Origin of the sequence: Fluviicoccus keumensis (assembly GCF_004217445.1) — a bacterium.
GTDB lineage: Bacteria > Pseudomonadota > Gammaproteobacteria > Pseudomonadales > Moraxellaceae > Fluviicoccus > Fluviicoccus keumensis.
Map to the genome: position 1 here is coordinate 149,551 of NZ_SHKX01000013.1, position 23,958 is coordinate 173,508.

Below are 23,958 nucleotides of genomic sequence, written 5' to 3' on the forward strand. Positions count from 1 at the left end.
GGCCGGCACCCGCCGCCGGCCCGTCGCTGTACCCCCGGCATCGCCACCGTTGTCTTGCACACCCCCGCCACTCTCTTTAGACTTGGTTCCCCTTGTGCCCTGCCGGTTTGCCGCCAATGCCACAGACCCTGCCCCCCGATTCCGTCGGGCTGGTGACGCCACAGACCCTGCATGTCGACACGCCCCTGACGCTGGCCTGCGCCCGCGTGCTGGAAAGTTACGACCTCGTCTATGAAACCTACGGCGTCCTCAATGCCGACCGATCGAACGCGCTGCTGATCTGCCACGCGCTGTCCGGCCACCATCATGCCGCCGGTTACCACAGTCCGGATGACAGCAAGCCCGGCTGGTGGGACACCTGCATCGGCCCCGGCAAGGCCATCGACACCAACCGCTTCTTCGTGGTGGCGCTGAACAATCTGGGCGGCTGTCACGGCTCCACCGGCCCGTCCTCGATCAATCCCGCGACCGGCAAGAATTACGGCCCGGACTTTCCGCTGGTTACCGTCAAGGACTGGGTGCAAGTGCAGGCGCGCCTCTCCGACCACCTTGGCATCGACTGCTGGGCAGCCATCGTCGGCGGCTCGCTGGGCGGCATGCAGGTCATGCAATGGGCGGTGGACTACCCGGAACGCCTGAAGAACGCCGTCATCATCGCCAGCGCGCCCAAGCTGTCGGCGCAGAACATCGCCTTCAACGAAGTGGCGCGACAGGCCATCCTGTCCGACCCGGATTTCCACGGCGGCCACTACTACGAGCATGACACCTATCCCAAGCGCGGCCTGATCCTGGCGCGCATGGTCGGCCACATCACCTATCTGTCCGACGACGCCATGAAGCAGAAGTTCGGCCGCGACCTCAAGACCGGCCAGTTCGCCTTCGGCTATGACGTTGAATTCCAGGTGGAGTCGTACCTGCGTTATCAGGGCGAAGCCTTTTCGCGCTATTTCGACGCCAACACCTACCTGCTGATGACCAAGGCGCTGGACTATTTCGATCCGGCGCGGGATTACAACGACAACCTGCGCGCCGCGCTGGCCCGCGCCACTTGCCGTTTCCTGGTGATTTCCTTCACCACGGACTGGCGGTTCGCGCCGTCGCGCTCGCAGGAAATCGTCAATGCCCTGATCGCCGAGCGCAAGGATGTCTCCTACGCCGACATTGACGCGCCGCAAGGGCATGACTCCTTCCTGTTCCCCATCCCGCGCTACATAACCCTGCTGAAAAACTTCCTCAACCGGATTCCCGAGGCCAATCATGCGTCTTGACCTGCGACTGGCGGAACAATGGATCCAGCCCGGCAGCCGGGTGCTCGACCTCGGTTGCGGCGACGGCGAATTGCTGGCGCACCTGCGCGACCAGTTCAACGTGCACGGCTACGGTCTGGAAATCGACGAGGACAAGATCAGCGCCGGCGTAGCGCGCGGCGTCAACGTGATCCAGCAGAACCTGAATGAAGGACTGGGCAACTTCGGCGACGCCACCTTTGACAGCGTCATCATGACCCAGGCACTGCAAGCCGTCGCCAAGCCCGACGAACTGCTGGAAGACATGCTGCGCGTCGCCAAGGAAGCCATCATCACCTTCCCCAACTTCGCGCACTGGAAAACGCGCGGCTACCTGTTCTGGCGCGGCATGATGCCGGTGTCCGAGGCGCTGCCCTATTCCTGGTACAACACCCCGAACATCCACCTCTGCACCTTCCGCGACTTCGAGGCGCTGTGCGCCGAGAAAGGCGTCGCCATCCTCAACCGCCGCGCCGTCGACGGCGACCAGCAGGGCAGCCTGCTGATGCAGAAGTTCCCCAACATGTTCGGCGAAGTGGCCATCTACCGCGTCACGCGGGCAACGGCCTAGTACAGTTCCAGCACGTCGATCACCGGCGGCACGGCGAAGCGCAGCGGCAGGCCGATCATGCCGACGCCGGACGTGACAAAAACCTGGAGGTGGCCTTTGCGGTACAGGCCCTGCCGGAATGTCGAGAAGTGACCGTTCTGCAATACCCAGTTGGTCAGGAACGGCAGGTTGACCTGCCCGCCATGGGTATGGCCCGCCAGCAGCAAACTGCCTTCCGGCAAGGGCGGCAAGCCGTCCGCCGCCTCGGGGTGATGACCCAGCAACAGCACCGGACGGTTATCGGGCTGGAAGTCCCGAGGCAAACCACTGCCGTTCAGGCAGGACCACAGCTCGTTCAACCCCACTAGCCGCACCGGTCCCAACGTCACGCTCCGGCCTTCGACGGGCATAACGCCGTTGTGAATCAGGGCGGCCTTCAGCGCCTGTTGCAGCGGCGGTCCCGGTTGCTGCTCGTCATGGTTGCCCGGTACGGAATACACCGGATGGCGAATCTGGCGGAATGACGCCAGTAACGTTTCCAACGCCACATTTCGCGGTGGATCGTAGGTCCAGTCCCCCGCCACCAGCACCGCATCCACATCCAGCGCATTCAGGCGCGACACCAATTGGCGCTGCTGAAAGTCCGTTGAAAACTGACCGTAATGCAGATCACTGACCAGCGCCAGCTTCAACCGGTATCCCGTATGGATGGCCGTATGGCGCTCCAGCAACAGGTTGGGCTCCACAAAGCGGGCATAAACACCTATCAGCAACAGCAGTCCCACCGCCCCGGCGAACACCCCGGAAATCCGTCCCTGCCGCCACAGGCGCAGCAACGCCGCCAGCAACCACGGCATCAACCAGCTTTCGTAGTAAAGGACCGCCTTGACCGTGGCCGGAAACGGCCGGTCCGTCCAGGCCAGGCTGCCCGTGTACACCCCGGCCACCGCCAGCCCCAGCATCAGAGCCACACCGCTTCCCCAAAACCAGCGTTCACGCATCGTTGTTTTCATCCCGGCAAGCCACGCCTTATCCACAAAGTTATCCACAGAAAAACCAAAACCGACTCAAGACCCAGCTTATCCACAGAATTATCCACAGCCACTGACAGCAACTGTACCCTACCGCAGTCCGGGTCGCCAAAGCCGGCGACGAAGATTAGAATCCGCAAAACAGCCTGAAAAGCCCGCCCATGAACAAACTTGTCATCGCGACCGGCAATGCCGGTAAATTACGCGAATTGCAGTCCCTGCTGGCGCCCTTGGCCATTGAAGTCATCAGCCAGAAAAGCCTGGATATCCCCGACGCGGATGAAACCGGCCTCAGCTTTGTGGAAAACGCCCTGATCAAGGCCCGCCATGCCGCTGCGATTTCCGGCCTGCCCGCCCTGGCGGACGATTCCGGGCTGTGCGTCGATGTCCTGCACGGTGCGCCCGGCATTTATTCGGCGCGCTACGCGGGCGTCGGCGCGAACGATGCCGACAACAATCACCTCCTGCTGCAAAACCTGCTGCCGTTCCGTGCTGACGGCCTTCCGCTGACCGCCCGTTTTGTCTGCGTGCTGGTCATGGTCCGCCACGCCGAAGACCCCCTGCCGCTGATCTGCCAAGGCATCTGGGAGGGGGAAATCCTGTCCGCGCCGCGCGGCGCCGACGGGTTTGGCTACGACCCCCTGTTCTGGGTGCCTGAATTGCATGCCTCCAGCGCCGAACTGGCGCCTGGCGTCAAGAATCGCGCCAGCCACCGGGGAAAAGCCATGAACGCACTGTTGCGAGAGTTGCAGTCCACCCTGCCGACAGGGTAAAACATGAACAATGGTTTTTTGTATCCGTTTGACCTGGCCACCGCGGGTGAATGACTGGCGGCGCACAGGCTGAACACTAGACTGATATTGACAGAAACCCCTCTCAGGGAACGACAACATGCGACTGAAACCTTTTACCGCTGCCTTGTTGGCGGCCTTGTCCCTTCCGGCGCTGGCCGATGATGTGCTGAACCAGGCCGCCGGGCTGCTGGCCCAGCAAAAGCCCGCCGACGCCCTGAAACTTCTGACGCCGCTGGAAGAAGAGCGCGCGGGAACCCCCGACTATGATTATCTGTTGGGCCAGGCCTATCTGGAAAGCGGCGACGCCAGCAATGCCGTCTTCGCCTTCGAACGCTGCCTGAGCGTCGCGCCGGATGACGGCCCCTGCCGCGTACAGATGGCCCGCACCCATCTGGCCATGGGCGAAACCGCCAATGCCCGGTCCGAGCTGGAAACCATCCAGTCGCATAACCCGCCGCCGCAAGTCAAAGACATGGTCAACCGCTTCCTGGGTGTTGTCGCAACGCAGGAGAAGCAGGAAAAGCGTGTGCTGACGGCCTTTGTACAGGCTGGCGCGGGCTACGACAGCAACGTCAACGGCGGTCCCGGCTCCAGCCAGATTGCCATCCCCTTCTTCAACAACGCGCTGTTCTCCATCCCCGCCAGTTCACAAGCCCTCGACAGCACTCTGCTGAACCTGCAGGCCGGCGGCAGCTTCCAGTACCGCAACACCCCGGCGGTCACCACCTTCGGCGACCTCAGCCTGGCGACGCGGCAATATACCGACGAAAACAACTACAGCAACATGACGATCGACGGCAACCTTGGCGCCGCGCGCCGGTTGGCCGCGGGCCTGATCAGCGGCAAGATCAGCTTGCAGAACATGTGGCTGGACAACACCAATTACCGCAGCGTCATCGGTCTGGGCGGCCAATTCCAGAAAGATATCGGCATGACCGGCCAGGCGGCTGTTTTCGGCCAGATCAACCAGCAACGCTACGACAGCCAGTCCAATCGCGACTCCACCCGCTACACCGTGGGCGGCGCATGGTCGCAGGGGCTTGATATCCGCTACAGCCCGGTCGCCTTCGCCAGCCTGTACGGCGGATCGGAGAAAATGAAGGACAGTTCGGCACTGGCCAAGCATTTCGGCAACGATTTCTACGGGGTGCGCGCCGGCGGATCACTGACGCTCAGCAACACGCTGCGCCTGAACAGTTCCCTCAGCTACGAGTCGCGGAAGTACGACGCCGATTATCCGCTGTTCTTCAAGACCCGCGACGAGAACCAGATCGACTTCAGCCTTGGCGCCGCATTCAAGTTGCGTCCGGCCCTGACGTTGCAGCCGACCTACAGCTTCACCCAGAACTCTTCGAATGTTGCCCTTTTCGACTACGACCGGCATGTCGTCAGTGTCGACCTCCGCTATGACATGTAACAGGGAGTCAAGAACATGAATATCAGACCGAATCTTCTGAATCCGCAAGGACTGCTGGCTGCAATGGTGGCCATGGCGTTGTCGGGGGCCGCGCTGGCGGATACCGCCGGGCGGGTCAACTTCGTGACCGGCGAAGTGGTCGCCGTCAAATCCGACGGCAGCAAGCGCACGCTGACCCGCGGGGACTTCATCAACAGCGGCGAACGCATCGAGACCAACAAGGGCCGGGTGCAGATCCGCTTTACTGACGGCAGCTTCCTGTCGCTGCAGCCCGAAACGGTCTTCGGTGTCGACAACTACACCTTCTCGAAAGCCCAGCCGGAAAGCGGGTCGCTGCTGTTCAACTTCGTGCGCGGCAGCATGCGCACCGTCAGCGGCGCCATCGGCAAGGTCAACCGCGCCAATTACCGGGTGAAGACACCGGTCGCCACCATCGGCATCCGGGGCACCGGCTACTCCAGCCGCTTCGTCAACGGTGTGCTGCTGGTCAGCGTCAGCAAGGGCATGGTGAACGTCGCCAACGACCAGGGCAACAGCAACGTCAGTCCCGGCCAGACCTTCCAGGTGCGCACCGGCGAAGCCCCGGCTCCGGCCCCCGAGAACACCACGGCGGGCGGACGGGCCGACCAGCCCCAATCCGACCGGTCCGGCGGGGATGACAGCCAGGACAACGGCGATGACGGGCAGGATAACCAGGTGGCCGACAACACCGGCGCCCAAGGCGGCACGGACAACCCGCTCGTCGCCGGCGAACAGACCACCGGTAACGGCAACACCGTCCTCGCGGATGACATTCTCGGCTCCGGCCCCGTGCTGAAAGATACCGTCACCACCACCAGCAATGGCAATACAACCACCGCCCCCCTGTATTCCTTGGCCAGCCCGATGCTGCCCAATCTTTCAGATGGCGGCCCGTCACAAACGTCGAATGTATCCGCAACCTTCAATGCAACCTCCTATCGCGGCGGATTGCAAAACGCGACGATCGGCGGGGTCAGCGCCAGCAGTTCCGGAATCAATGCCGGGACGGCGCAGATCGTCAACGTCAAGACCCGCATTGATGCGGACGGCGACGGCATCAGCTTCGGTGAATGGACGAACGGCGATCTGGGTTACACCGCTTTCGGATCCCCGTCCGTCTTGAAGCTGGCCGCCAACCAGTTCATGCCCTACATCATCGGCACCACGACCGGCTCCATGCCCACGCCGGGCAGCAACACCTATGTGCGATACACGCTGACGGACGCCACGACGCCGCGCGTTTTGGCCGGCAGCAGCCTGGGCGGACAATTGACACAATTGACGATCGGTCTGGATCTGAGCAGCACCTTCCTGGCCGACATCGACATGGGGCTTTCGCTGGGCAGCAGCGCGGCGGGAAATCTGGCCAACTACACCACAACCGCGCGGGGGGTTACGGCTACCGTCAGCGGAAACGGCCTGAGTTTCAACAATCTGCAAACCACCAGTCGTGAAGACAGCGCCTGCTCCACCAGTTGCCTCACCTCCATCGATGCCTTCTTTAGCGGCACCGAGGGCGATACCCTGGGGGCGGCGTATGTCATCAATGGCGCTCAAGGCTCGGGCATCCAGGGCGTCGCCGTCCTGGACCAGTCCGCGTCATTCAATATCCGCCCGGTGCTGGATGCCGCCAGCGCATATACCTTCTCCAGTCCGCTGCAACGCTCTGACGGCCTTTTCCACACGCTGAATGTTTTCGCCACCTTTGACGGCAATTACGGCGTTGCCCAAGGCAAGCTGCTCGACCTGCACGAAGGCGACGCCCTGCTCTTCAGCCTGGGAACCGCTCAGGCCGTCTCGCTCTATACCGACCCGCAACTGCGCTATAGCTTGGGGGAATACAACCTGGGCACCATCACCTATGACGCCTATGGTACCCAGAACATCAGTAGTCCGTTCAGTTATGTCATCGGCCTGAGCCCCGCAACACTGCCGGCTTATAACGCCAAGGTCACCTACGATCTGGCCGCCTCAGGCAGCCAGGCATCCACACCACGCTTCGCCCAGCCCTCCACGCTGGCGACCTCGCTGGACAAATTGTCCCTGACCCTGAACCTTGGCGAAGGGCTGCTGGATGTTGCCCTGCAAGCCAGCACCGGAACCGGAACCGGCAAAACCACCTATACAGCCTCGCGCAGCGGCTACAGCCTGCCGACGCTGGTCAATGGCGGGGCTTTCCAGCTGGAAAACCGCGAACTGCTGGCGACAGCCTCCGGGGCCGATACCAGTTGCAACAGCCAGGCGGGTGGCGGATGTGACACACGCCTGTCCGCCTTCCTCATGGGCAGCGCCGGGGAGTTGCTGGGCGTCTCGTATGCGATTGAAGATATTGATGGCAAAGGCAATAACCGCCTGTACGGCGTCGCCGGGCTCGGACAATCCGGCTCGACCGTCATTACCAACAACATACAGGGGCTACTGGCTGGGGACTCCGTCACGCCTTCGTTCAGCGGCATGTTTGTCAGCGATCACAAGACGGGGCGTGGCGATTTGACCTATGAAGGCGCCATCACCGCCATCTTCAACCAATCCAACGGCAGCCTGCTGGCGTCACAGCACACGGACAACCTGGGGGTCACTTTCAGCTATGGCCAGCCCACCGCGCCCACACCGATGAACAGCACGGACGTTACCCACTACAAAAACACCTTGAGCTGGGGCCGGTTAACCGGAACGGGGATTGCCAGTTTCAATACCGACGGCTCGCCCAACTCCGACCTGATCATGGCAGGCAACAGCCTGCACTACATTGTCGGCACCCCCACCACGGCTTCACTGGCAGGCGCAACCACGACGGTTACTTACAACCTGGTGGGCGGAACCAGCCCCACCACGCTCAACAAGTCCACCCTGCCGGTCGGCAGCCTTGACTCCGGCAGCCTGAACATCAACTTTGGCACCGGCACGGCCTCACTGGCCATGCAGGTCAGCCTGACGTTGAACAACCAGTCTCCGGCCATCGCCAGCATGGCGACTACCGGCACGCTCACCGGCAGTGCCCTCAGCTTCGCCAATTTCAACACCACCGATATTGCGAAATGCCCCACCGCCAGCTGCACCTGGCAGGCGGGCGGCTTCCTGGCCGGCAGCCGCGCCGAAATGGCCGGGGTTGGCTATCGTCTGACGCTGGATGCCCAGACAGGAGCGACACCGGATGTGGTGTCGGGTGTTGCAGCCTTTGAAACCACTACCCCGCCACTGTGATCCTCCGACAATGAAAAAGCGCCCTTCGGGGCGCTTTTTCATTGCAGTCATTGCGGTGGCATGGTCTCCGCCACACTGCTCCGGCAGGACATCATCGTCTGGTATGCCTTCAGACCCGGGTAACGATCCCGCCATTCCAGCTCCGGAAAGCGAAGATCCAGATACCCCAGCGTGCTGACCGCCGCCATATCCGCCAGCGTCAACCGCGGCCCCGACAGATAGCCGCCCGCTTCCGGCAATGCCGCCGCCAACGCCGACAGGCCTTGATCAATTTTGCCCCGCTGTCTCGCCACCCATGTCTCGCTCACCTGTGCGGGGGGCCGCTTATGCTCCAGGAAAACCGTTGCTGCGGCATCCGCGATTCCGTCCGCCAGGGCTTCGAGGCGGCGCACCGTAACGCGCTCGCGCCAGTCCTCCGGAATGAATGATGCTCCCGGCAATCCCTCCAGATATTCGGCAATCACACGTGAGTCATAGATGCACTCTCCGTCGTCCGTCAAAAGAACCGGGATTTTGCCCAAGGGGTTGTATGTCGGAACCTGCGTATCATCGTTCCAGGGAATGTCCACGACCAGCTCGAAAGGCAGCTGCTTTTCATGCAGCAGAATGCGTATCTTGCGGGCAAAGGGACTGGTCAGGGAGGCGATCAGCTTCATTTCATGACTCCAAAAAAAAGCCCGCACAAAAGCGGGCCGGGGTACACACAGTTCATCGAACCGTTACTTCTTCAGGCTGCGTTCCTTGGTCAGCAGGTAATTGACCACCTGCAGCACCTTGGCATCCTCACCGGAGACCACGTACTTGCCGTTGACCACAATCGCCGGAACACCATCCAGCTGGTACTTCTGGGCCAGCGACTTGGACTGCATCACCTTGCCGGTCACGGCGAACGAGTTGAACATGCTGTGGAATTTGGCCTCATCAACGCCATAGCGGGCGTAAAAAGTCGCCAGCGAGTTCTCGTCAAACACACGCGCCTTGTTTTCCTGAATCATGTTGAACAAGGGTGTATGCGTTTTCTCAACCAGCCCGGCCCCCATCAATTCCAGCGTGTAATATCCGCGAGCGCTGCCTTCCCACACCGGATTCAAGGCGGCTGGGGTGCGCAGGAAATTAACATCCGCCGGTTTGGCCTTCAGCCAGTTGTTGATGTGCGGATCGAGCCGGTAGCAATGCGGGCAGCCGTACCAGAAAAACTCGCGGACCTCGATCATGCCGGGTTTTTCGACCGCGCCGGGTGAGGCCAGGCGCTTGTAATCCTTACCCTCTTCGAAAGCCGCCGCCGAGGCCAGCATCGGCATGGCCACCCACAACATCACCAACGCCAACAGTTTTTTCATGATTACTCCGGATGCGGGCAAAACTAAACTGGCTCAAAGCATATCCCAGCGCCTCTGACCGAGGCAGGCCTGCTCTGTGCATAAATTGTTGCTTCTGTGCAGCCAAAGAAAACGCCCCAGTAGCGGGGCGTTTTCCTCACGCGTCCGATCAGTGCAGACCGGAAACGAAGTTGGCCAGCTTTTCGATATCCTTGTCGGAGAGCTTGGCGGCAACCATTTGCATGATGCCGAGGTCACCGGCCTTGGCGGCGTCATTCATGCGCTTCTGTTCCGGCGGCACGCTGTCGTCACGACCGGCGGCGCGGAAGGCGGTCAGCTGCGCCTTCACATAATCGGCATGCTGGCCGCCCAGCTTGGGGAAGCCCGCGAGGGAATTGCCGCGACCGGCAGGACCATGGCAACCGGCGCAGGGCGTCACACCGCGCTTGGCGTCACCGCCGCGATACAGATGCTCACCGGCGGCGACCGTGGCGGGGTCAGCCATGTCAACACCGGCCTTCTGCGTGGAGAAGTAGGCGGCCAGGTTGGCGATATCCTGATCGGACTTGCCCATGGCCATGGGCTGCATCAGCGCATTAAGGCGGCGGCCATCACGGAAATCGGTCAGCTGCTTGTAGATATAGCGGGCGTTCTGGCCAGCCAGACGGGGAAAAGTGGGCGCAACGCTGTTGCCGTCGGCGCCATGGCAGGCGGCGCACTGGGCGGCCATCATCTGGCCGGCGGCGGGATCACCCTTGGGCATGGGACCGGCATGGGCCAGACCGACAACCAGTCCGGCAACGAGGGCAGCAAGAGACTTCTTCATAACGACAGGTTCCAGACACTTATTGAGACATGAATTGGATCAGGGCTTCATAATCGGCATCGGTGCAATCATTGCACAGCCCCTTGGCCGGCATGTTCCTGAACCCGGCCTTCACATGGCCGACCAGCACGGGCATCCCCTGCTTGAGGCGGGGGCCCCAGGCCTCGCGGTCACCCTTGCGGGGGGCGTTCAGCACACCGCTGCCATGACAGGTTGCGCAGGACTTGCCATACTTCGCTTCAAGCTCGGGGGGCGCGGCAAAACCGCTGGCTGACGCCAGCAGCAAGCCTGTCAAAACCGCCGTCCTGAACACACGAGACATGGACATACGTACCCGCCGGGTAGGGAGCGCTCCGCCAAAAACCCGGAGCACGGCCGTAAATGAACCAAAATTGCCGCGATTATACCCTTAACTGGCCATCACGGTAATACCCTTATACAATGCCCGACTTTCAAACCAAGGCGACTGAACATGGCCGAACAACATCCGGTATTGGTGCTGCTGTCCAAGGCACAGTTCATGACCAGCGCTCCCCGCCTGTCTTCCTGCCCGCCCGGCATCGGCCACGAAGTCGCTTTTGTCGGCCGTTCCAACGCCGGCAAGTCCAGCGCCATCAACGCCCTGACCCGGCAGCGGCAGCTGGCGCGCGCCTCCAAGACTCCCGGCCGCACGCAATTGCTGAACTTTTTCGGGCTGGATGGCGAAGAGCGGCGACTGGTCGATCTGCCCGGCTACGGTTATGCCGCCGTGCCCGAAGCCATGAAAATCGCGTGGCAGAAAGAATTGCAGAACTACCTGCTGAAGCGTGACAGCCTGCGCGGCCTGATGCTGCTGATGGACATTCGCCATCCGATGCTGAACTACGACGTGGAAATGCTGAAGTGGGCGCAGGCGGGCAAGCTGCCCGTGCATATCCTGCTGACCAAGTGCGACAAGCTGAATCGCGGCCCGGCCATGACCACCGTGCAGGAAGTAGCCAAAAAGCTGAAGGAACAGGGGCTGACCGCCACCATCTCGCTGTTTTCCGCCTTGCGCGGCATCGGCATGGAAGAAGCGGCGGACAAGCTGGGCGAGTGGCTGCACTATCCGCCCCAGGAAGGCGAGGCCATCCCGGAGGCAAACCCCGGCGAGGAAGACAGCGCTCCTCCCGCCTGACAGCAGCGAATCCCGACCATGAAAAAGGGGAGCCGAAGCTCCCCTTTTTCATGGTCATCGCGATCAGAAGAACGCGAAGTGGTCCTTGTCCATCTGCATCAGGCTCTTCACCGGGGCCAGCATGCTGGTGGCGTGGGCCTGGGCGCGCGGCAACAGACGCTCGAAGTAGAACTCGGCGGTCTGGAGCTTGGCCTGGTAGAACTCGGGCTGCTCGGCGCCGCCATTCTCCAGCTTTTCCTGGGCGACGGCAGCTTGCAGGGCCCAGAAATAGGCCATGGTCACATAACCGGAGTACATCAGGAAGTCGGCGCTGGCCGCTCCCACCATGTCGCGCTCCTTGCGGGCGGCCAGCATGATGCGGGTAGTCAGGTAGTTCCACTGGGCGCAGAGCTTGGTCAGGTCCCAGACATAACGGCGCATCTTCTTGTTGCGGGCATGACGACCGCAGAACTTCAGCACGTCGCCGGTGAAGTCGCGCACGCACTTGCCGCGCGTGGTCAGCAACACCTTGCGGCCCAGCAGGTCCAGCGCCTGGATGCCGGTGGTGCCTTCGTACAGGGTGGCAATACGGGCGTCACGGGCGATCTGCTCCATGCCGTGTTCCTTGATGTAGCCGTGGCCGCCGAACACCTGCATGCCGATATTGGCCGCTTCCAGACCCATTTCCGTGAGGAAGCCCTTCAGGATCGGGGTGAAGAAGCCCAGCTTGTCATCCCAGTACTCGTACTTCTTCTGGTCGTTCTCGATGATGCCGTTGGTCATGTGGTCGGCATACTGCGCGGCGAAGTAGATCATCGCGCGGCCGCCCTCGGCAAAAGCCTTCTGGGTCAGCAGCATGCGGCGGACATCCGGGTGCCAGATCAGCGCGTCGGCGACCTTGTCCGGCTCTTTCTTGCCCGACAGCGAACGCATGGAGCGGCGCTCCAGCGCGTACGGCAGCGAACCCTGGTAGGACAGCTCGGCGTGCGCCACACCCTGCACGGCGGTGCCGATGCGGGCGGTGTTCATGAAGGTGAACATGGCTTCCAGGCCCTTGTTGGGCTTGGCGATCATGTAGCCGACCGCGCCGTCGAAGTTGAGCACGGCGGTGGCCGAAGCGCGGATGCCCATCTTGTGCTCGATCGAGCCGCAGGTGACGGGGTTGCGTTCGCCCATCGAACCATCGGCGTTGACCAGGAACTTCGGCACGATGAACAGCGAGATGCCGCGGGTGCCGGCGGGCGCATCGGGCAGGCGGGCCAGCACGATGTGGATGATGTTCTCGGCCAGGTCGTGTTCACCGGCGGAGATGAAGATCTTGGTGCCGGTCAGCTTGAAGCTGCCGTCAGATTGCGGTTCGGCCTTGGTCTTGACCTGGCCCAGGTCGGTGCCGCACTGCGGCTCGGTCAGGCACATGGTGCCGGTCCAGCGGCCTTCAACCAGCGGCGGCATGTACAGGTTCTTCTGGGTGTCATCGCCATGCTGCATGATGGTGTTCATGCAGCCCAGGGACAGACCGGGATACATAGTGAACGACCAGTTGGCGGTGCCCATCATTTCCGACTTGATCAGGCCCAGCGACATCGGCATGCCCTGGCCGCCGTATTCCGCCGGGTGCGACAGACCCTGCCAGCCGCCCGCGACGAATTGTTCGTAGGCTTCCTTGAAACCCTTGGGCGTAGTGACTTCGCCGTTTTCGAAGGTGCAGCCTTCCAGATCGCCGGACAGGTTGATCGGGGCCAGCACTTCCTCGCAGAAACGGCCGCACTCGCCAAGGATGGCATCGACCATGTCGGGCGTGGCGTCACCGCCGTTGCTCAGACCGGCATAGTGGGCGGGAAAGTCGAACACTTCGTTCATCAGGAAGCGCGTATCGCGCAGGGGGGCCTTGTAAGTCGGCATGGTTTTGACCTCGGATATACCAATGTGCGGGCTATTGTACTGAAATGATACGCCCCGGCATTGACACAACACGGCAAACCGGCGGGCATTTTGGTGAATTCGGGCCAGATTTTGTCATAGCAATGTCAGGGCTGGCCTGTGGACTTTCCTTTTTGTCACGCCGACTATACATTCGTCCTCCCGACCCGCATTGCCGCAGGCCGGTCCGCACACCGACCGGAGATCCCGATGAACCCTTCCTCCGCCCCCCGTTCCGATACCGCCGCCGGCGCGGCCGTCTACAGCAAGAACGCGCTCCGGCTCTATGATTTCTGGGTGCACGGCGTCTCCAACCGCTGGTTCTGGGAGTGCTCGACCGAACGCCTGCACGCCCACTACGCCCGATACACGTCCGCCAACCATCTGGAAGTCGGGGCGGGCACCGGCTTTTTCCTGAAGCAGGTGCGTTTCCCGGTGCTGAGGCCGCGCCTGGTTTTCATGGACCTGAATCCGAACACGCTGGAAGTCGCCTCCGCCGCCATGGCCGCCGTGCAGCCGGCCGGCGTCATCGCCGATATCCTCTCCGACCGGATGCCGTCGCTGCCGGGCTTTGATTCGATTGGTTTCAATTATGTCTGGCATTGCCTGCCCGGCCCGCCCGCGAGCAAGCAACAGGCTTTTGCCAATCTGGCCGGACTGCTCAATCCCGGCGGCGTGCTGTTCGGCTCCACCCTGCTGGGCCGGGGCGTGCCGCAAAACCTGCTGGCGCGGGGCGTGATGGCCCTCTACAACCGCCGGGGCATCTTCGGCAACCGCGAAGACTCCCCCGCCGCGCTGGAAGCCGCGCTGGCCGCGTCCTTCAGCCGCTACGAAATCCATCAGGACGGCATGGCCGCCCTGTTCACCGCCTGGAAATAATCCGGCACTTTCCCAACGCGCTCACGAGGCCCGACCATGACCGACCACAACTCCGAACTCGAACAATTCCGCGACATGGTTCGCCGTTTCCTGGACAAGGAAATCAAGCCGCACTACGACCTGTGGGAAAAGGAAGGCATCATCCCCAAGGATGTCTGGCTGAAGATGGGTGAAAACGGCCTGCTGTGCGTGGACCAACCGGAAGACCTGGGCGGTTCGGGCGTGTCCTACCTGTATTCGATGGTGGTGCTGGAAGAAGCCTCGCGCGCCAACTTCGCCTCGCTGGCCACCGGCCTGTCCGTGCACTCCGATATCGTCGCCCCGTACGTACTGCACATCGGCACCGACGCCCAGCGCAAGCAATGGCTGCCGAAAATGGCCTCCGGCGAAGTGGTCGGGGCGATTGCCATGACCGAACCCGGCGCCGGTTCTGACCTGCAGGCCATCCGCACCTCCGCCGTCCGCGACGGCGATCACTACGTGCTGAACGGCTCCAAGACCTTCATCACCAACGGCCAGCACGCGGGCATGGTCATTGTCGCCGCCAAGACCGATCCGACCGCCGGCGCCAAGGGCGTCAGCCTGTTCCTGGTGGACATGAGCCTGCCCGGCTGCGCGCGCGGCCGCAACCTGGAAAAGATGGGCCTGCATGCCCAGGACACGTCGGAACTGTTCTTCGACAACGTGCGCCTGCCCGCCGACAGCCTGCTGGGCGGTGAAGGCCGCGGTTTCGCGATCATGATGAACGAGCTGCCACGCGAACGCCTGAACCTGTCGGCCTGCGCCGTGGCGTCCGCCGAGGGCCTGCTGGCCGCCACCATCGCCTACACCCAGGAACGCAAGGCCTTCGGCAAGCCGATCAGCCAGCTGCAGAACACCCGCTTCGTGCTGGCGACCTGCCACACCGACATCGCCATCAACCGCGCCTTTGTCGACCAGTGCGTGCGTCAGTACATGGAAGGCAAGCTGGACGCCACCCAGGCCGCCACCGCCAAGATGGCCAGCACCGACATGCAGGGCCGCGTCGCCGACGCCTGCCTGCAATTGTTCGGCGGCTACGGTTACATGCTGGAGTACCCGGCGGCCCGCGCCTATGTCGATGCCCGTATCCAGCGCATCTATGGCGGCACCAATGAAATCATGAAGGAAGTGATCGCCCGCTCCCTGGTTGGTCGCTAATCATTCGATAATCGACGCCATCCGGATGGATGGCGTTCATTCCCCGACGAATCCCCTACCCTCCCTCGCCGTGACGAAATATTGTCAAAATGTTTCAAGCGCACTATAAATAATCACGATTATTGCTTACGAAGTGGGTTAATCTGACTTTGATCAATACGTCGGAACCACTCCGGCATAAAAATAACAAATTCCGTTGGAGGCATTATGCGGCGCGCAATACGGACTCTCTTGGCGGCTTCACTGCTGGTCTCGGCCATACCCATGGCTCATGCCGCCAACGATGAAAATGAACTGGACGAGCTTCAAGGCAAGCTGGGCAACGAATGGGTTCAGGTCAAGAACGACCGCCTGCGTAATATCAAGACCTTCGCCAAGCAGGAAGACGGCAAGCGCTATCGCTCGTTCAAGGTGGAGGCCGAACTGGAAGGCACCGCCGAGGCCGGAGCCCGGGTTCTGCTGGACTTCGAGAACTACCGTAAATGGTATTGGGAAGTCCTCGACTCCAAACTGCTGCGCAAAGTCTCCGCCACCGAATATTACATGTATATGGTGCATCGCGCGCCGGGCGGCCTGCCCAATCGCGACGTCATCCTGCACGCTTCCGTGGAGCCGCAGAGCAAGACCCAGAAGTCGCTGACGTTGCGCGTCAAGGCGGTTCCGGACTTTACCGAACCCAAGCCGCCACTGGTGCGGATGCCGGCGGAGGACATGACGGTCAAATTCACCCCGTTGCCCGGCAACAAGGTGCAAGTCGAGGCCGAAGGGTATATTGATCCGGGCGGCAAGGTGCCGACCTGGGCCATCAACTTCATTCAGCGCAGCGCCCCGTACAGCGTCATGGTGGGGCTGCAACGGATGATTCGGCTGGATGAGTACGCCAAGGCCAGGACACCCCTGCCTTTTACCATTCTGGATCCGAACAACTGACTTCCGGAGCGAAGCCATGAAAGGGCGCTTGCCTTTACCGGATATGCGCCTACCCTTACTCAAGGAAAGCTTTTAGATAACAAGAATCTCCGCTGGAGCTGAATCATGAAAATACGGCTAAACAAACTGTCCGTCATGCTTTGCGCAGCCCTTCTGTCCGGATCCGCCCTCGCTGCGGACGATGACCTTGATGAATTCCGGACCAAGTTGGGTAATGAGTGGGTGCAGGTCAAGAATGACCGCTTGCACAATATGAAGACCTTTGTAAAACAGGAGGACGGCAAGCGCTTCCGCTCCTTCAAGGTGGAAGCGGTTTTTGACGGCACCATTGAAAGCCTGATGCGTGTCGTGCTCGATTTCGACCACTACGGCCGCTGGTCCTGGAATGTGATCGAGTCAAAAATGCTGAAGAAAGTGTCGCCGACCGAATATATCATCTATGTCGTGCATGACTCTCCCTACGGCGTTCCGGATCGCGACATCGTGCTGCGCATGACCATTGAACCGCAGACCCCGTCCAAGAATTATGTGCAGTTCCGTTTTAACGCCCTGCCTGACTATATCCCGGAAAAGCCGCCCTATGTGCGCATGCTGGCGGAAGACATGGTCGCCCGGTTTACGCCGATGGGCAACAACAAATTCCTGGTAACCAACGAAGGGTATGTGGATCCGGGCGGCAAGATGGCGCCGTGGGCCATCAACTTCGTTTCGCGTAACGCCCCTTACATCACCCTGCTGGGGATGCGCCGCCAGATGGCGCAGGACGACTACGTCAACGACAAGAAACCCTTGCCGTTCTACGTCAACAACAATCCTTGACGTCAATACGGGGGCGGCCTGTCAGGGCCGCCTCGTACCACTCATCGCCTCCTGCCAACCGCTCATCCGTCAACCAGCCCTTTAATCGGCAAAATTTCACACAATATCGCGCTGGAACCCGGTTCAAGGAAATTGCCCCGCATGCTTTTACGCTCCACCCTGAAAACCCTGGCATTGTCCGGTCTGCTGGCGATCCTGGCCGCCCCGGCACTCGCGGAACAGGAATGGCAGGAAGTGCAGTCACGTCTTGGCAATGACTGGCGGCTGATAAAGCAGGATCGCCAGCGGCAGATACGCACCTATGCCAAGCTGGAAGACAACAAGAATATCCGTTCATTCAAGGTGGAAGGCATTCTCAATACCCGGATGGAAACCATCGCACGGGTCCTGCTGGACTTCCCGAATTACAACAAGTGGTATTGGGAGGTCATGGAATCGCGCCAGTTGAAGCAAACCTCCCCGACCGACTACCACATCTATATTATTCACCGCGCACCCTATGGCCTGCCCAACCGCGACGTGATCCTGCGCGCCACGCTGGAACTGCAAAACCGTGACCGGAATTTCGTAGTTTTGAAAGTCAAGGCCGATCCGGATTACATGCCCGAAGTCCCGAAACTGGTCCGGATGCCCGCTGAAGACATGACCATCCGCTTCACGCCGCTGCCGGGGCAGCGGGTCATGGTGGAAGCGGAAGGCTTCATTGATCCGGGCGGCAAAGTGCCTTCCTGGGATGCAAACCTGATCCAACGCAACGCGCCGTACACGGTCATCATGGGATTCCAGCGCATGGTCTTGCGCGAGGAATACCGCAACAGCAACACGCCGATTCCCTTCGCGGTTCAGGATTACGAACAGACAACGGCCCATCCCTGAGTCGACTTTAACCGCGCTCACGGTTGCAGGCGGGCGGCAAGTGCGTTAGGTTCAAGATTCAACGCCGTTCAGGTGATCCATTTCGCATGACCACGCTGCCCCACACCTCCCCTCGCCGGGGGCTTAACACCCTTTGTGCGGCCCTCCTTCTGGCGGATGTCGGCCTGGCGCCCGGCGTATCTTTCGCCCAGGAAGAGCTCCGTGAACTGCAAATGCCGATGACGGCGGAATGGCAACTGGTCAAGGATGACCGGCTGCGTAATATCCGCACTTTCGCCAGGCTGGAACCTGGCAAACGCTTCCGTTCCTTCAAGGTGGAGGCGATGGTCTCCGCTTCGCCGGAAACACTGGCCCGGCTAATGCTGGATTTCAGCAGCTATCCCCGCTGGTATTGGTCGGTGCGCGAATCCCGATTGCTGAAACAGGTGTCGCCGACCGAATACTTCCTGTACCTGGTGCATAACGCTCCCTACGGCATGCCCGACCGGGACGTGATCCTGCACGCCGTGGTAGAACCGCAGACCGCTACGCAGCCCCATGTCCTGCTGCGGGTTCGCGCAGAACCGGATTACATGCCGCTGCAGCCGCCGCTGGTGCGGATGCCCGCCGAGGACATGAATATCCGCTTCACGCCGCAGCCGGATGACCGCATCCTGATCGAGTCCGAAGGCTATGTGGATCCGGGCGGCAAGGTGCCGTCATGGGCCTCGAATTTTGTGCAGCGCAGTGCGCCCTACGGTATCATCGTCAACATCCAGCGCATGGTGGAAAAAGAAGAATATGTGCGCAGCAACGCGCCGCTCCCCTTCCCGGTCTTTCGCCACGGAGAAGCGCCGGCGCCCTGAGCGGATGCCCGATATCCCTGCGAGAGAGCTCATGAAAAGACTGCTTTCCTGGCTTCTGCTGGCCGCACTGGCGTGGTCATGCCTGCCCGCCCTGGCTCAATCCAACGATGACAACGATCTGGATGAACTGCAAACGCAGCTGACCAATGAATGGCGGCTGGTGCGTTTCGATCGCAAGCGCAACATCAAGACCTGGATGCGCCAGGAAGACGGCAAGCGCTACCGCTCCTTCAAGGTGGAGGCTGAACTGAACACTTCCGTCGAGGCCGTGGCGCGGCTGATGCTGGACTTCGCCAACTACGACAAATGGTACTGGCAGGTCAAGGAATCGAAACTGCTGAAGCAGGTATCCCCGACCGAATACCTGGTGTATCTGGTGCATCGCGCGCCCGCCGGACTCCCCGACCGGGATGCCGTATTGCGCGGCGTGGTTGTTCCGCAGAACAAGGGCCAGAAATACGTGGTGGTGCGGATTTCCGCCGAACCGGACTACCTGCCCGAAAAGCCGCCGCTGGTGCGGCTGCCCGCCCAGGAGATGTACACCAAGTTCACACCGATGGGGAACGGCAAGGTATTGATGGAAACGGAAGGCTATGTCGATCCGGGCGGCAAGGTGCCGGTCTGGGCCGCCAACTTTGTGCAGCGCAGCGCACCGTATACCATTGTGCTGGCGATGCAGCGGCAGCTGCAGTCCGGCGAATATGACAAGGGCAAGCGCCTGCCGTTCCCCGTCTATGACCTTGATTACTTCCCATAAAACAACGGAGCCGCCATGGCCGTCGTTACTTCCGGCCCGGAAATCTGACCATGCCGCACTTTGCCGCCAACCTGTCCCTGCTGTTTCGTGAATATCCGCTGCTTGACCGCTTCGGCGCCGCGCGCGCCGCCGGTTTTGAGGCGGTGGAGATCCAGTTTCCCTATGAGCTGTCCATCGACGACATTCGTCGCGAGCTGGATATCAACGAGCTGGACCTGGTGCTGATCAATGTGCCCGCCGGCGATCTGATGCAGGGCGGCGACGGGCTGGCCTGCGTGCCCGGCCGCGAGCAACTGTTCCGGTTGGGCGTTATGGAGGCGCTGCGCTACGCCGAGGCGCTGGATGTCAGTTGTGTCAATGTGCTGGCCGGACGCCAGCCGCAGGACAAGGAGTTGCTGGAGTGCCTGCAGACCTTGTCGCAAAACCTGCGCTATGCGGCGGAAGCCTTCCAGTCCATCGGCGTCACCACGACCTTTGAAGCCATCAACACCTGGGACATGCCCCGCTTCATGATCAACACGATGGCGCATATGCAGGAAATGCGCGAAGCCGTGGATCATCCGACCCTGAAAATGCAGTTTGATTGCTACCACATGACGCGCATGGGCGAAGACCTGATGACAGCGCTGCGGGAAAACCTGGACGGTATCGGCCATATCCAGTTTGCGGATGTGCCGGGCCGCGGCCAGCCGGGCACCGGCAAGATTGATTATCCCGCACTGTTCAACCAGCTGGACCGGCTGGGCTACCATGGCTATTGCGGCGCGGAATACCATCCGACCGGTCATACGCTGGAGTCGTTGGGCTGGTTCGAGCCTTACCGGGGATCCTGAATGAAAAACTGTATCTTTTGCGCCATCGCCGCCCGGGAGGCCGAGGCTTCGCTCGTCTATGAAGATGCGCTTTGCCTGGCTTTCATGGATCTCTTCCCCATGCGCCCCGGTCATATCCTGGTGGTGAACAAGCGCCATGCCCAGTTCGTGCACCAGTTGACCGCCGCCGAACGGGCGCACCTGCTGGAAACCGGCAGCCGCATCGGGCAGGCCTTGCGCGCCACCTCACTGAAGCCGTCAGCACTGCATTTCAACATCAACGACGGCAAGGCGGCGCACCAGACCGTGCCGCATGTGCACCTGCACGTACTGCCGCGCTATGACGGCGATGTGCTGGCCTTTGTCGGCGGCATCTTTGGCAAGCCGGTGCAGTTGCTGCGCGGCGGAACCCGCCGCGAACAGCTGGAGCGACAGGCCTCGGAAGTCCGGGAGGCCCTGCGCCGCCTGCCGGAATGAGCCCGTTTTGATGCCCGCGCCTTTACCCTTGCTACGGATAACGCCATGAATCTGGAAAAAGTCATCTTCGCCTTCTTCATCGTGCTGGCTGCCACGCTGAATTTCGGATTTTTCATTGGCGACATCGACCGGCCCGAGCTGCATCATGTCGGGGAATTCGCCGCCGCCCTGGTGGTGAACCTGATCGCCACCTCGCTGAAATTCGGCGACCGCTCGCACATGGGCGCCACCCAGCTGGCCACCAGCCTGGTGGCGGTGCTGCAACTGCTGGCCGCCGCCATGTTGTGGGGCTACCAGACACAGGTGGTCGGGGAGATGAATGTCAGCGCCATGGCCAGCATTGTTTCGCTGTCCGGCGGCGCCATGCTGGCCAACTTCGTGTCGCTGATCCTGCTGATTGCCGAAACCGTGATGTTCCGCCGCTGATGAACACGGCGCTTTTCATCGCCCTGCGGCGGCTGCGGCTGCCGATCATCGCCGTGATCCTCAGTTACGCGATCAGCGTCACCGGGCTGGTGCTGATTCCCGGCGCGGACAACAACGGTCAGCCGGTGGCGATGAGCTGGTTCCACGCCTTCTACTTCATGAGCTATACCGCCACCACCATCGGTTTCGGGGAAATTCCCTACGCCTTCACCAACGGCCAGCGGATGTGGGTGACGTTCTGCATTTACCTGTCGGTGGTGGTGTGGGCCTGGCTGCTGGCGGCCATCATGGCGCTGGTACAGGACCGCACCTTTCTGGAAGCAATGAAACGCGGGCGTTTCAGCCGTCAGGTGCGGCTGATCCGCGAACCGTTCTGGCTGCTGTGCGGCTACGGCCAGACCGGGGCGCTGCTGTGCGACCGGTTGGGCCATGAAGGGCAGCGGGTGGTGGTGCTGGAAAAGCGCGAACAGGAAATCTTCGAGCTGGAGCTGCATGACCACGGGCTGAGCATCCCGGCGCTGCTGGCCGACGCGCGCGACGCCGAGGTGCTGATGTCGGCCGGTCTGTCGCACCCGCAACTGGCGGGCGTGCTGGCATTGACCTCCGACGACCCGACCAATCTCGGCATCGCCGCCGCCGCGCGGGTGCTGAACCCCTATGTGCCCGTTTATTGCCGCTCGGAAACCCCCAGCATCGCCGAAAGCGTGCTGGCCTTCGGCACCGACATGCTGGTTAACCCCTTCACCGCCTTCGCCGACGAATTGCGGCTGCTGCTGGCCAATCCGGAAGCGCATACGCTGTTTACCCGCCTGACCCCGACCCACGGCACCGGCCGTCTCAGCGACCGCCCCTGCCCCGAAGGGCAATGGATCATCAGCGGCTACGGGCGTTTCGGACGGTTGGTGGTGGATGCACTGACGGAGGCGGGTCGTCCCTGCACGCCGGTCGACCCGACCCTGCTCAATGCCTCACCGAAGGAGTTCGAGGGCGTCTGGCAGAATGAACTGAACGAATTGAAGGAGGCCTATCTGCCGCACGCGGCGGGCATTGTCGTCGGCACCGACAACGACACCCGCAACCTGGCGATCGTGGCGCTGGCGCGGCAGATCAACCCGGACATCTATGTCATCCTGCGCCAGAACGATGACCACAGTGCCCTGCTGTTCCAGGCGCTGAAACCGGACATGCTGATGGTGCCCAGCGTCATGGTGGCGCGACAGTGTCTGGCGGCGATGACCTCGGCGATGCTGCCTCGTTTGCAGGAGCACCTGCGCGATATGCCTTCCGTGACGGTGCAGCGGCTGCTGGAACATTTACCGCATGAGGACACCCGGGTCTGGGAAGTACGCCTGAACCATGCCGAGTCGCCCGCCATATTTGCCTGGTTCGGCGCCCATCGGGAAATACGCCTGGGTGAATTGCTGCGCGACAACCGCAACCGCGCGGAACGCCTGAACCTGCATGTGGTGGCCCTGTTGCGCGGCCGGGAGTTCCTGGCCGGGCCGGATGAAGATACGCTGACCTTGCGGCCGAACGATACGCTGCTGCTGGCGGGCAAGCCGGGCGCCCACTATTGGCTGTCGCTGACCCTGCGGGACGAACAGGTGCTGGCCTATGTGCTGGACGGCGTCAACCGCCCGGACGGACTGATCTGGCGCTGGCTGGCCTCGCGCCGGAAAGACGCGGACCGCTCCTGATCACGCGACAAAATCATCCGGATGGCGCAGCAGCCAGTCCTTGACCCGGTGCAGACGCTGCGAAGGGTCATTCTCCTCCAGCAGGTCCTGCTGTTCGTCCAGCGACATCGGCAGCGCCTCCGCCAGCCTCCAGGCCAGCGCCCCGGCATCCTCCAGACGCTCCCCGCATTCGCTGAAGGAATCGGCCACCGGCTTCAGGTGCGCCGGGATGGCCACCCGCGGATCCGGCGGCAGCCACTCCACGGACGCCCGGGTCAGGCCGTCTTCCTCCACGCGCAAGGACAGGATGCGGAAGCGCCGGTCGCCCACCACCTCGATGGCCAGGCTGCCGTCCGCCAGCGCAATGCGCTGCACCACGTAAGCGGCGCAACCGATATCAAAGGGAAAGGCGGCATCGCCCACTTCCTGACCGAAGCGGATGCGCACCAGCCCGAAAGGATGGGTCTTGCCGCACTCTTCCAGCAAGCGCCGGTAACGCAGCTCGAACACCCGCAGCGGCGTCCCTCCGCCGGGAAACAGCACCTGATTCAATGGGAACAGCGCCAGCTCTGTATTCATGCCCGTACCTGCACGCCCCGGAATGCCCAGACTTTCCATCAAGCCTAGTCCAAATGCGGCGGAACGGGAGAGCAACACAAGCACACAGGAAAAAAATGCAGCCCGCCGCCAAAAATGCGCTAGGCTTGAATACGGGCTTCACATTCGTTGTCTATAAAACAAGAACCTCAAACAAAGAATAACCCTCGGGAGAATGGCAC

Annotated in this window: 24 protein-coding genes; 17 read left to right on the forward strand and 7 right to left on the reverse strand. The window is 61.7% G+C overall.

Going from position 1 to position 23,958, the window contains the following annotated elements:
• Window positions 1–116: 116 nt before the first annotated feature.
• Both metX and metW read left to right on the forward strand, forming a co-directional pair.
• Window positions 117–1,268, forward strand: a complete 1,152-nt coding sequence (metX, locus tag EV700_RS11560; protein ID WP_130413927.1) for a homoserine O-succinyltransferase MetX — start codon at window positions 117–119, stop codon at window positions 1,266–1,268.
• Entirely contained in the window at window positions 1,258–1,857 is a 600-nt protein-coding gene (metW, locus tag EV700_RS11565) for a methionine biosynthesis protein MetW (RefSeq protein ID WP_130413929.1), read from the forward strand. The genes metX and metW overlap by 11 nt, the downstream gene beginning before the upstream one ends.
• On the opposite strand, the gene EV700_RS11570 is transcribed toward metW, so the two are convergent.
• The gene (locus EV700_RS11570) at window positions 1,854–2,837 is read right to left on the reverse strand and encodes a metallophosphoesterase (RefSeq protein WP_165391446.1); all 984 of its coding nucleotides are present in this window, start codon (window positions 2,835–2,837) and stop codon (window positions 1,854–1,856) included. The genes metW and EV700_RS11570 overlap by 4 nt on opposite strands.
• A 191-nt stretch (window positions 2,838–3,028) precedes the next feature.
• Between EV700_RS11570 and rdgB the strand changes: the two genes are divergently transcribed.
• From rdgB to EV700_RS11585, 3 genes are all read left to right on the forward strand, one after another.
• Window positions 3,029–3,640 (forward strand): RdgB/HAM1 family non-canonical purine NTP pyrophosphatase, encoded by a 612-nt coding sequence (gene rdgB / locus EV700_RS11575; protein ID WP_130413933.1) that lies wholly within the window; start codon window positions 3,029–3,031, stop codon window positions 3,638–3,640.
• A 118-nt stretch (window positions 3,641–3,758) separates the two neighbouring features.
• On the forward strand, window positions 3,759–5,078 hold the full coding sequence (locus EV700_RS11580; protein ID WP_130413935.1) for a surface lipoprotein assembly modifier: 1,320 nt from the start codon (window positions 3,759–3,761) through the stop codon (window positions 5,076–5,078).
• A gap of 15 nt (window positions 5,079–5,093) precedes the next feature.
• Entirely contained in the window at window positions 5,094–8,303 is a 3,210-nt protein-coding gene (locus EV700_RS11585) for a FecR family protein (RefSeq protein WP_130413937.1), read from the forward strand.
• 47 nt (window positions 8,304–8,350) lie between these two features.
• On the opposite strand, the gene EV700_RS11590 is transcribed toward EV700_RS11585, so the two are convergent.
• From EV700_RS11590 to EV700_RS11605, 4 genes are all read right to left on the reverse strand, one after another.
• Complete coding sequence (locus EV700_RS11590; protein WP_130413939.1) at window positions 8,351–8,959, reverse strand: glutathione S-transferase; 609 nt, start codon at window positions 8,957–8,959, stop codon at window positions 8,351–8,353.
• Window positions 8,960–9,022: 63 nt separating this feature from the next.
• Window positions 9,023–9,643, reverse strand: a complete 621-nt coding sequence (locus EV700_RS11595) for a thiol:disulfide interchange protein DsbA/DsbL (protein WP_130413941.1) — start codon at window positions 9,641–9,643, stop codon at window positions 9,023–9,025.
• Between the two features lie 148 nt (window positions 9,644–9,791).
• The gene (locus EV700_RS11600) at window positions 9,792–10,448 is read right to left on the reverse strand and encodes a c-type cytochrome (RefSeq protein WP_130413943.1); all 657 of its coding nucleotides are present in this window, start codon (window positions 10,446–10,448) and stop codon (window positions 9,792–9,794) included.
• 19 nt (window positions 10,449–10,467) lie between these two features.
• Window positions 10,468–10,776, reverse strand: a complete 309-nt coding sequence (locus EV700_RS11605; RefSeq protein ID WP_242610250.1) for a c-type cytochrome — start codon at window positions 10,774–10,776, stop codon at window positions 10,468–10,470.
• Between the two features lie 144 nt (window positions 10,777–10,920).
• On the opposite strand from EV700_RS11605, the gene yihA reads away from it, so the two are divergent.
• A complete protein-coding gene (gene yihA / locus EV700_RS11610; RefSeq protein ID WP_130413945.1) occupies window positions 10,921–11,604 on the forward strand; it encodes a ribosome biogenesis GTP-binding protein YihA/YsxC in 684 nt (227 codons plus the stop codon).
• Window positions 11,605–11,667: 63 nt separating this feature from the next.
• Here the strand turns inward: yihA and EV700_RS11615 are convergent, their stop codons facing one another.
• Window positions 11,668–13,485 (reverse strand): acyl-CoA dehydrogenase C-terminal domain-containing protein, encoded by a 1,818-nt coding sequence (locus tag EV700_RS11615; protein ID WP_130413947.1) that lies wholly within the window; start codon window positions 13,483–13,485, stop codon window positions 11,668–11,670.
• A 228-nt stretch (window positions 13,486–13,713) separates the two neighbouring features.
• Here EV700_RS11615 and EV700_RS11620 point away from each other — a divergent pair, with 228 nt between their 5' ends.
• The 11 genes from EV700_RS11620 (at window position 13,714) to EV700_RS11665 (ending at window position 23,200) form a co-directional block, all read left to right on the forward strand.
• Window positions 13,714–14,382 (forward strand): class I SAM-dependent methyltransferase, encoded by a 669-nt coding sequence (locus EV700_RS11620; RefSeq protein ID WP_130413949.1) that lies wholly within the window; start codon window positions 13,714–13,716, stop codon window positions 14,380–14,382.
• 36 nt (window positions 14,383–14,418) lie between these two features.
• Entirely contained in the window at window positions 14,419–15,561 is a 1,143-nt protein-coding gene (locus EV700_RS11625) for an acyl-CoA dehydrogenase family protein (RefSeq protein WP_130413951.1), read from the forward strand.
• 264 nt (window positions 15,562–15,825) lie between these two features.
• Window positions 15,826–16,491 (forward strand): START domain-containing protein, encoded by a 666-nt coding sequence (locus EV700_RS11630; RefSeq protein ID WP_130413953.1) that lies wholly within the window; start codon window positions 15,826–15,828, stop codon window positions 16,489–16,491.
• 105 nt (window positions 16,492–16,596) lie between these two features.
• On the forward strand, window positions 16,597–17,310 hold the full coding sequence (locus EV700_RS11635; RefSeq protein ID WP_130413955.1) for an START domain-containing protein: 714 nt from the start codon (window positions 16,597–16,599) through the stop codon (window positions 17,308–17,310).
• A 141-nt stretch (window positions 17,311–17,451) separates the two neighbouring features.
• The gene (locus EV700_RS11640) at window positions 17,452–18,186 is read left to right on the forward strand and encodes an START domain-containing protein (RefSeq protein WP_130413957.1); all 735 of its coding nucleotides are present in this window, start codon (window positions 17,452–17,454) and stop codon (window positions 18,184–18,186) included.
• An 86-nt stretch (window positions 18,187–18,272) separates the two neighbouring features.
• The gene (locus EV700_RS16855) at window positions 18,273–19,031 is read left to right on the forward strand and encodes an SRPBCC family protein (protein WP_165391447.1); all 759 of its coding nucleotides are present in this window, start codon (window positions 18,273–18,275) and stop codon (window positions 19,029–19,031) included.
• 31 nt (window positions 19,032–19,062) lie between these two features.
• Window positions 19,063–19,788 carry an START domain-containing protein gene (locus tag EV700_RS11645; protein WP_165391448.1) on the forward strand — a complete coding sequence of 242 codons (726 nt, stop codon included), beginning with the start codon at window positions 19,063–19,065 and terminating at the stop codon, window positions 19,786–19,788.
• Between the two features lie 50 nt (window positions 19,789–19,838).
• A complete protein-coding gene (locus EV700_RS11650; protein ID WP_130413961.1) occupies window positions 19,839–20,621 on the forward strand; it encodes a hydroxypyruvate isomerase family protein in 783 nt (260 codons plus the stop codon).
• Entirely contained in the window at window positions 20,622–21,077 is a 456-nt protein-coding gene (locus EV700_RS11655; protein ID WP_130413963.1) for an HIT family protein, read from the forward strand.
• A 45-nt stretch (window positions 21,078–21,122) separates the two neighbouring features.
• The gene (locus tag EV700_RS11660; RefSeq protein WP_130413965.1) at window positions 21,123–21,503 is read left to right on the forward strand and encodes a DUF6394 family protein; all 381 of its coding nucleotides are present in this window, start codon (window positions 21,123–21,125) and stop codon (window positions 21,501–21,503) included.
• Entirely contained in the window at window positions 21,503–23,200 is a 1,698-nt protein-coding gene (locus EV700_RS11665; protein WP_130413967.1) for a potassium channel family protein, read from the forward strand. The genes EV700_RS11660 and EV700_RS11665 overlap by 1 nt, the downstream gene beginning before the upstream one ends.
• Here EV700_RS11665 and EV700_RS11670 read toward each other — a convergent pair whose 3' ends face one another.
• Window positions 23,201–23,758: an LON peptidase substrate-binding domain-containing protein gene (locus tag EV700_RS11670; RefSeq protein WP_165391449.1), complete on the reverse strand. Its 558-nt coding sequence runs from the start codon at window positions 23,756–23,758 to the stop codon at window positions 23,201–23,203.
• Window positions 23,759–23,958: the final 200 nt, after the last annotated feature.

Coding starts and splice junctions, on each gene's coding strand:
- EV700_RS11625 (WP_130413951.1), top strand. CDS start 14,419: ATGACCGACCACAACTCCGAACTCGAACAATTCCGCGACATGGTTCGC.
- rdgB (WP_130413933.1), top strand. CDS start 3,029: ATGAACAAACTTGTCATCGCGACCGGCAATGCCGGTAAATTACGCGAA.
- EV700_RS11570 (WP_165391446.1), bottom strand. CDS start 2,837: ATGCGTGAACGCTGGTTTTGGGGAAGCGGTGTGGCTCTGATGCTGGGG.
- EV700_RS11585 (WP_130413937.1), top strand. CDS start 5,094: ATGAATATCAGACCGAATCTTCTGAATCCGCAAGGACTGCTGGCTGCA.
- EV700_RS11650 (WP_130413961.1), top strand. CDS start 19,839: ATGCCGCACTTTGCCGCCAACCTGTCCCTGCTGTTTCGTGAATATCCG.
- EV700_RS11640 (WP_130413957.1), top strand. CDS start 17,452: ATGCTTTTACGCTCCACCCTGAAAACCCTGGCATTGTCCGGTCTGCTG.
- EV700_RS11595 (WP_130413941.1), bottom strand. CDS start 9,643: ATGAAAAAACTGTTGGCGTTGGTGATGTTGTGGGTGGCCATGCCGATG.
- EV700_RS11645 (WP_165391448.1), top strand. CDS start 19,063: ATGAAAAGACTGCTTTCCTGGCTTCTGCTGGCCGCACTGGCGTGGTCA.
- EV700_RS11655 (WP_130413963.1), top strand. CDS start 20,622: ATGAAAAACTGTATCTTTTGCGCCATCGCCGCCCGGGAGGCCGAGGCT.
- EV700_RS11620 (WP_130413949.1), top strand. CDS start 13,714: ATGAACCCTTCCTCCGCCCCCCGTTCCGATACCGCCGCCGGCGCGGCC.
- yihA (WP_130413945.1), top strand. CDS start 10,921: ATGGCCGAACAACATCCGGTATTGGTGCTGCTGTCCAAGGCACAGTTC.
- metX (WP_130413927.1), top strand. CDS start 117: ATGCCACAGACCCTGCCCCCCGATTCCGTCGGGCTGGTGACGCCACAG.
- EV700_RS11580 (WP_130413935.1), top strand. CDS start 3,759: ATGCGACTGAAACCTTTTACCGCTGCCTTGTTGGCGGCCTTGTCCCTT.
- EV700_RS11615 (WP_130413947.1), bottom strand. CDS start 13,485: ATGCCGACTTACAAGGCCCCCCTGCGCGATACGCGCTTCCTGATGAAC.
- EV700_RS11605 (WP_242610250.1), bottom strand. CDS start 10,776: ATGTCCATGTCTCGTGTGTTCAGGACGGCGGTTTTGACAGGCTTGCTG.
- EV700_RS16855 (WP_165391447.1), top strand. CDS start 18,273: ATGACCACGCTGCCCCACACCTCCCCTCGCCGGGGGCTTAACACCCTT.
- EV700_RS11600 (WP_130413943.1), bottom strand. CDS start 10,448: ATGAAGAAGTCTCTTGCTGCCCTCGTTGCCGGACTGGTTGTCGGTCTG.
- metW (WP_130413929.1), top strand. CDS start 1,258: ATGCGTCTTGACCTGCGACTGGCGGAACAATGGATCCAGCCCGGCAGC.
- EV700_RS11665 (WP_130413967.1), top strand. CDS start 21,503: ATGAACACGGCGCTTTTCATCGCCCTGCGGCGGCTGCGGCTGCCGATC.
- EV700_RS11590 (WP_130413939.1), bottom strand. CDS start 8,959: ATGAAGCTGATCGCCTCCCTGACCAGTCCCTTTGCCCGCAAGATACGC.
- EV700_RS11630 (WP_130413953.1), top strand. CDS start 15,826: ATGGCTCATGCCGCCAACGATGAAAATGAACTGGACGAGCTTCAAGGC.
- EV700_RS11660 (WP_130413965.1), top strand. CDS start 21,123: ATGAATCTGGAAAAAGTCATCTTCGCCTTCTTCATCGTGCTGGCTGCC.
- EV700_RS11670 (WP_165391449.1), bottom strand. CDS start 23,758: ATGAATACAGAGCTGGCGCTGTTCCCATTGAATCAGGTGCTGTTTCCC.
- EV700_RS11635 (WP_130413955.1), top strand. CDS start 16,597: ATGAAAATACGGCTAAACAAACTGTCCGTCATGCTTTGCGCAGCCCTT.